This is a genomic window from Ruminococcus sp., assembly GCF_017650195.1.
In the GTDB taxonomy this organism is placed as follows: domain Bacteria; phylum Bacillota; class Clostridia; order Oscillospirales; family Ruminococcaceae; genus Ruminococcus.
Window position 1 is genome coordinate 1 of the sequence record NZ_JAGCFH010000135.1, and the last position, 6,800, is coordinate 6,800.

Below are 6,800 nucleotides of genomic sequence, written 5' to 3' on the forward strand. Positions count from 1 at the left end.
CGCGAACAAAGTCACTCCATGAACTACTCAAAACTCGGCAAAGACCTGATGTCCATAGACGAACTTGCTGTAATGGACGGCGACAAATGCATCCTGCAGCTCCGCGGCGTTCGCCCCTTTCTTTCGGACAAATACGACTTAACTCAGCATCCGAACTACAACCTCACTGCTGATGCTGACGAAAGAAACTACTTTGATGTCGAGAAATATCTGCACAGACAGTTAAAACTAAGGAAAGAAGATGTGTATGAGGTTGTAGATGCAGATGCACTTGAAAATGCGGTGATTTGAGCACACAGCATCGGATAGTCAAATGTCCGGTGCTGTTTTTTAACGCCATACTTCTATTAGCCAAAAACGAAAAAATGTTGAAAATGGCTAATAGAAATGATAGAATAATCTCATCAAACAGAAAGAGAGAAATGGATATTATGAGGCTCATCCCAAGAAATTCCTATATGGAGAAAATAATCAATGTAATGGGAACTCCGGATATAAAAGTCATTACCGGTGTAAGACGATGCGGAAAGTCAAAACTTTTGGAATCATTTAAAAAATATATAGATGAAAATATACAAGATGCAAATATAATCCATATCAATTTTAACCTGCCGGAGTTTGAAGAACTGCTCACTTTTCGAGCGCTGTATGAACATATAAACTCTTTGTATAAAGAGAATATGCAGAACTTTGTTTTGATAGATGAAGTTCAAATGTGTGAGGATTTTGAAAAGGCTATCAATGGACTGCATGCATCCGAAAAGTATGATATATATATAACCGGTTCAAATGCTTTTTTGCTTAGTTCAGATCTTGCCACACTTTTTACTGGACGAACATTTGAAATAAGAGTTTTTCCATTTTCCTTCAAGGAATATGTCAGGTATTTTGATTTGAGCGACAGATATGAGGCCCTATCATCATATATTAAAGAAGGTGGAATGGCAGGCTCTTATCTATATAAAGATCCGGAAGCAAAGTATGATTACATTGCAGATGTATTTGACACTCTGATTGTAAGGGATATCAGACAGAAATATAAAATAAGAAATACTCAGTTGATGGACAGAATTGTAGATTTTCTTATGGATAACATTTCAAATCTTTCATCGGCCAGGAATATTACAAATGTCCTTGGCAGCATGAATGAGAAAATCCACCATACAACGGTTGGATCGTACATGCAATACCTATGCAATGCATTTGCATTTTATAAAATCCGTAGATACGATATCAAAGGGAAAAAATATTTATCAAGTAATGATAAGTATTATCTCAGTGATCATACATTTCGGTACGCCAAGCTCGGCACAAGAAATATGGATTATGGAAGAATTCTTGAAAATATCGTGGCTATAGAACTCCTCCGCAGAGGGTATGAGGTTTATGTCGGTGTATTATATAAAAAAGAGATAGATTTTGTGGCAATAAAGCGTAGCGAAAAAATCTATATTCAAGTATCCGATAACATAAGCGATGATAAGACTTTTGAGAGAGAAGTTTCACCACTTTTACAGATAAAAGACGCATATCCTAAAATGCTTATCGCACGCACAAGAAATGATGAGTACCAATACGAAGGTATAAAAATTGTCGATTTAGCTGATTGGCTGTTAGAGGCATGAATTAGCCAAAAACAGAAAAAAATTAAAAGTGGCTAATAGATATAAGGCTTCGAATTTAAATGTAAATTATTTCTTATGCGGTCAAGGATGTGCCCGGAATATATTTTAATATAACTTGCTAGGGAACTTTTGAATGCAATCTTGCACCGAAAGTTCCCTAAATCATCTTGAACTTTAGGGAACTTTTTGATATACTTTCAAACAAGAAAGTTCCCTAAGGAGAATGTCGATATGAAAGAACCCTTTAGCCTTATTCAGGATTTGTTGCATGAAAGAGCTGATTATCAGGCTCGCCTTAATCTTATTCCATATGATGGTACGCCTGAAATAAAAGAGAACAGCAGTGGAAAGTATTTATATATCAGGAAGAGAGTAGGCGGCAGGCTGACTTCCACATATGTGGATTTATATACAGAGGAGCTGTACCAGCTGCTGCTTCGTAATGCCAAAGAAGCGCGTGAGTTAAAAAAGCAGATCCGCAGAGTAGACAGAGAACTCGCTGCGAATGGCTATGTGGGTGACGAACTGTCTGCAGATGTCATCACTAATCTTGATTTTGCCAGGGCCAATATGAAATCCAACATATATGACCAGGCGGTTTTGGAAGGTGTCGCTACTACATTTCCGCAGACTGAAGAAATAATAGAAAACGGTACAGTTAACGGAATGACCGCCGATGACGTGCAAAAAATCCTAAACCTTAAACATGCGTGGGAATTTATTCTTGATAAAGATGTAATTCGGGCTGAGAGCAATTATTATTTGCTGTGCCATATAGCCAAACTGGTCAATGAAGGCTTCTTTTACGATGGAGGGAGAATTCGCGGAGTTCCTGTGTCAATCGGAGGAACAAGTTATGTCCCGCCTATTCCCGTGGAATCGCAGGTGAAAGAAAACATTGATGAGATTATCGGTTCCGGCAAAGAAGCAATCGATATCGCTATAGATTTGTGCATGTACTGCATGCGCACGCAAATATTTATTGACGGTAACAAACGTGCATCTGTAATATTTGCTAACCATTTCATGATAGCGCATGCCCTGGGATTAATAGTTATTCCTGAAAACCATGTTCCTGAGTTTAAAAAGAAACTGGTCATGTATTACGAAAGTGCTGATATCGGGGAGATTCGAGCTTTTCTAAAGGAAAAGTGTTGGCGAAAGATAAAAGAGTGAGCGAACGTTATATTTTAATTTATAGGGCTATATGTAATGAAAAAAATACTTTGTAATAAACGATATAGCGGGTTTGTTTGGCATTTGATATTTGCTTTGCCTTTTGTCGGACTGTCATTGTTGTTTTTGCAGTTTACACAAGGTGTTACTTGGTTTCTTATCAGTTCTGTATTAAGGATTGTGTTTGGAGTGGGGATACTGATTGCAGCAGGCAGATTGTTTGAACTGGCACCTGCTGATATCATATCGAATAAGAATTTAAGATCGGCACTCATAGCAGGGGCGGGATTTCTGTTGTTCTTCCTGTATTTCATAGTTCAAGTTGTGTCGGGCTTTGGCCGGCTGACAGGTCTTACTATTGGAATTTTTCTTACCAAAGTGCTTCTTCAGCAGCTGACTACAGGGTTTTATGAAGAATTGAATTATCGTTTCCTATTGTTGGAAGGATTAAAATACACGGCAAATACCACAAGATATAAGCTGATTTATGTGTTTGCAAGTACCGTGCTGTTTGGACTTGTCCACTGCATCCCCTCGTGGGATACATATACTTTCCTAACCACCGGTGCGATCGGATTTGCTTTCGCAGTAATCTATGTTAAGTCCGGAAACATTGTACTTCCAATGGTGCTTCATTTTGTATATGACTTTCTGATCAAAATGGTTGCATTCGTACAGTGGCGGCCCAATCCTGTTTACTACGGTATCTGTGATTGCTCTGATATAGCGTATGTGGTCATGTTTATGATTTCGCTTGTGTTCCTTATATATACTCCGCGACGAGCAAAGAACAAAACGAAACAATGATGTGATCGGATAGCAAGTTATATTTGGGAGAACGGAGATATTTTTGTGAAAACAATAATACTTACAGAGCCGAATTTATCATAATAAAGGGAAAAATAGCATGTTGAAAAAAGCGACTAAAGTCATTGGTAAAATGCTTCGAGGTATACTGATTGCTCTTGTGACAATAATTATTATATTGTTTGCAGTAAGGCTTATCGGCAGAGCGGTAAACCGCAGAACGCCTGACGGCGGTATCAACGAATCTATGCTTGTGGATATCAACGGAACGAAGCAGTGGATAAACATCTACGGACATGACAAGGACAACCCCGTTCTATTGTATCTGCACGGCGGGCCGGGTTCCGCAACAAGTCATCTTGACTATGCGTTCACAAGAAAGTGGAGCGATGTTTATACGGTAGTCACATGGGATCAGCGTAACTGCGGAAAAAGCTATGACACTTCAAAGACGGATACCATAACCGCAGATATCATGATGCAGGACGGCAAGGAAATGACTGAATATCTGCTTGACTATATGAATAAGGATAAGATAACTCTTATGGGACATTCGTGGGGGTCACTGTTCGGCGCAAACTTAGCTCTTGAATATCCCGAATACTATGACGCATTTATCGGCACGGGACAGTTCATCGACTATACTGAGAATGAACAAAGACTGTATGAAGCTGCACAGAAATGGAGTGAAGGTGATGAAGAGGGAAAGGAACTGCTTGCAAAATGGTCTCCTAATGGTGCAGACATAGTAGATGCTCTTATGGCAAGAAACGAGATTATGGACAGGTACGGCTACGGCATGATGAAAGACGGCACAGATTATAACATTTACACTACGATACTGTTCAACCCGAACTATACGATTAAGGATTTTATCGGGTATGTCAAAAACGGTGAAAAGTCATTCGAGCCGTATATGGTGTTTATTACAGGTGATATGTCAAAGCTGTCGCTGCTTGGCAGATACGATTATCAAGTACCCTTCTACAATATAAACGGTGATATGGATTATCAGACAAACTATTGGCTTGCCTGCGAATATTTTGAGCAGGTGAGCGCTCCCCGAAAAGAAATGTTCGTGATGGAAGAAGCGACACACGGTCTGCTTGAATCACGTTCGGAAGAATTTTCTGAGATACTCCATAAAATTGCAGAAATCCAGAAGAACAGTTAAATCTGACTATAATTCAATAGCATTATTTTTCTTTAAAAATCACGCCTGTTTTGATAAAATGTAAATGTTGGTTTTAAATATCCGGACGTAGCTCAAAGGAGCGTGTCAAGACTCTGAAAAATTAGCCGTAGACTACCTGGTAGTTGCAAGGCTATATTTTGTCAGTGAGGCACTCTCCGTGGTAGAGATTGCTCAATTATTTCAGAGACAGTGACGCATTTCAGAGACGGTGACGTCATATTGTCACAGGTGCGGGTTCGAGCCCCGTCGTCCGGTTTGTGTACGATAATTGGAGTTTATAGTCAGTCTATAGATGGGTGTAACTGAAATGAAATTGGAAAAGTATAGTGAAAACGATAGGGCGCTGTATGAATGCCTAGTCTTCAACGAAGAAACAATGGTGAAGAACCTTGGGAGAACTTTCACCGAAGAAGAAGCAGCTTTTTTCTTCCGGGCAGTGCTGGAACAGAACTCAGAAGGAAATGAATTCGGATTCTATAAAGTGTTCGTTGATGAACCTGATAAAGAAGAATATATAGGTATGGGTGCTATTACTATGAATGACGAGTATGAGGCACCTGAGATCGAATATATGCTTTTGCCGCAGTTCTGGAACAAGGGTTACGGTACCGAACTGGTTGAGATACTGCTTAACATGGTTCAAGGCTTTTCAACGATAGTGGCAATAACGGATCCGGACAACACTTATTCAAGAAAGATTCTTCTGAAAAAGGGTTTCGAGTCGGTTAAACAGTACCGGAACGATGATGGTGAGCATGCCGAACTGTTTAGGTTGAAAAGACCGATCCTTGTCCTGAGAGATATGGTTTTCAGTGATATAGAAGACTATGTAAGGTGGTTTACGGTTGAAACAGAGTGGATGAAAACGGATTCACCTTGGGAAAACGAGGCGACCACGCCGGAGGCAGAAAGAAGTTCGTGGACAGAATACTACGAATCTGTGCGTGAATTGCCTGAGGACTCCGAACGCTGGAAATATGAGATTGAATTGGATGGAAAACATGTCGGATGGGTCAGCAGTTATGTGGATCTGGACTATGTTGATAATCCCGGGCACATTCCGGCAGTGGGAATTGATATACCGGTGGCAGATGCATGGAATAAAGGTGTCGGAACGCAAGCGCTTCAGCAATTCCTTGGATATCTCAAAAAACGGGGCTGCAAAAGCGCATATACTCAGACATGGTCCGGGAATCATGCGATGCTGCGAGTGGCGGAGAAATTAGGATTTACTGAAAATGTACGTAAAAAGGATTATCGCATGGTAGACGGAAAACTGTACGATGCGATCACATTACAGATAGATTTGTGAAGAGACAGTATATGAACGATATTGCTTTAAAAAGGCTTTATGATGCCGGATGGACTCCGGACAGAAAAGTGGATATTGCGCCGATCGAGGCCGCTTATGCTGCTGAAAATATGGTGATACCTGACAGGTTGAGAGAGTTCTTCATATCGTACGGATTCCTCGTGATAAAATATGATATTCAGCATATCGAACCCGAAAGGCATAGTATAAATCCGATAGCGGACTTTAAAAATTACAGCAAAGAAGATTTTGCACATCTGCTCGATGATTATGAGATATATGGGATGGCTTATCCTGTGGGTTTTGCGTATCGAGGCAACATGAGCATCTATTATCACGATGATGGTAATTTCTACGTTTACATGGAGGGCGGCCCGCTGTTCCGTGCAGGGTCAGGTGAGGCTCTGATAGCTGCTCTTTGCGGTGATAAGGAATCCGATGATTCGTGGGTAGAGATTGAATAGTATTATACGGACGTAGCGCAATTAGTAGAGCGGCTGTCAAGTAGACGGTTGGTTGCGGGTTGACAGAAGAACCGTCCCCTTGTCTTTGGAAGAACCGTCCCCTTGTCTTTCCAATGTCCTCCGGGTACATTTTTTATTAAAAACAAAAAACGTGACGGAAATCCACAAAGAGTGGTATAATACACATGATTGATAGATTACCATGTGGAGGAAAAGCACGC

6 protein-coding genes and 1 pseudogene are annotated in these 6,800 nt (G+C 40.4%); all 7 read left to right on the forward strand.

The window, feature by feature from the left end; all coding sequences use genetic code 11:
• Positions 1–291 (forward strand): annotated as a pseudogene (locus tag J6U00_RS06090) (type IV secretory system conjugative DNA transfer family protein); the annotation flags it as partial.
• 83 nt (positions 292–374) lie between these two features.
• Positions 375–1,625, forward strand: a complete 1,251-nt coding sequence (locus J6U00_RS06095; protein WP_365718272.1) for an ATP-binding protein — start codon at positions 375–377, stop codon at positions 1,623–1,625.
• Between the two features lie 231 nt (positions 1,626–1,856).
• A complete protein-coding gene (locus J6U00_RS06100; RefSeq protein WP_296580187.1) occupies positions 1,857–2,801 on the forward strand; it encodes a Fic family protein in 945 nt (314 codons plus the stop codon).
• 36 nt (positions 2,802–2,837) lie between these two features.
• On the forward strand, positions 2,838–3,608 hold the full coding sequence (locus tag J6U00_RS06105) for a CPBP family intramembrane glutamic endopeptidase (protein WP_296580189.1): 771 nt from the start codon (positions 2,838–2,840) through the stop codon (positions 3,606–3,608).
• A gap of 100 nt (positions 3,609–3,708) precedes the next feature.
• The gene (locus J6U00_RS06110) at positions 3,709–4,782 is read left to right on the forward strand and encodes an alpha/beta fold hydrolase (protein WP_296580191.1); all 1,074 of its coding nucleotides are present in this window, start codon (positions 3,709–3,711) and stop codon (positions 4,780–4,782) included.
• A 328-nt stretch (positions 4,783–5,110) separates the two neighbouring features.
• A complete protein-coding gene (locus J6U00_RS06115; RefSeq protein WP_296580193.1) occupies positions 5,111–6,115 on the forward strand; it encodes a GNAT family N-acetyltransferase in 1,005 nt (334 codons plus the stop codon).
• An 11-nt stretch (positions 6,116–6,126) separates the two neighbouring features.
• Positions 6,127–6,579, forward strand: a complete 453-nt coding sequence (locus J6U00_RS06120; protein ID WP_296580194.1) for an SUKH-3 domain-containing protein — start codon at positions 6,127–6,129, stop codon at positions 6,577–6,579.
• The last annotated feature ends 221 nt before the right edge of the window (positions 6,580–6,800 follow it).

Coding starts and splice junctions, on each gene's coding strand:
- J6U00_RS06095 (WP_365718272.1), top strand. CDS start 375: ATGGCTAATAGAAATGATAGAATAATCTCATCAAACAGAAAGAGAGAA.
- J6U00_RS06100 (WP_296580187.1), top strand. CDS start 1,857: ATGAAAGAACCCTTTAGCCTTATTCAGGATTTGTTGCATGAAAGAGCT.
- J6U00_RS06105 (WP_296580189.1), top strand. CDS start 2,838: ATGAAAAAAATACTTTGTAATAAACGATATAGCGGGTTTGTTTGGCAT.
- J6U00_RS06110 (WP_296580191.1), top strand. CDS start 3,709: ATGTTGAAAAAAGCGACTAAAGTCATTGGTAAAATGCTTCGAGGTATA.
- J6U00_RS06115 (WP_296580193.1), top strand. CDS start 5,111: ATGAAATTGGAAAAGTATAGTGAAAACGATAGGGCGCTGTATGAATGC.
- J6U00_RS06120 (WP_296580194.1), top strand. CDS start 6,127: ATGAACGATATTGCTTTAAAAAGGCTTTATGATGCCGGATGGACTCCG.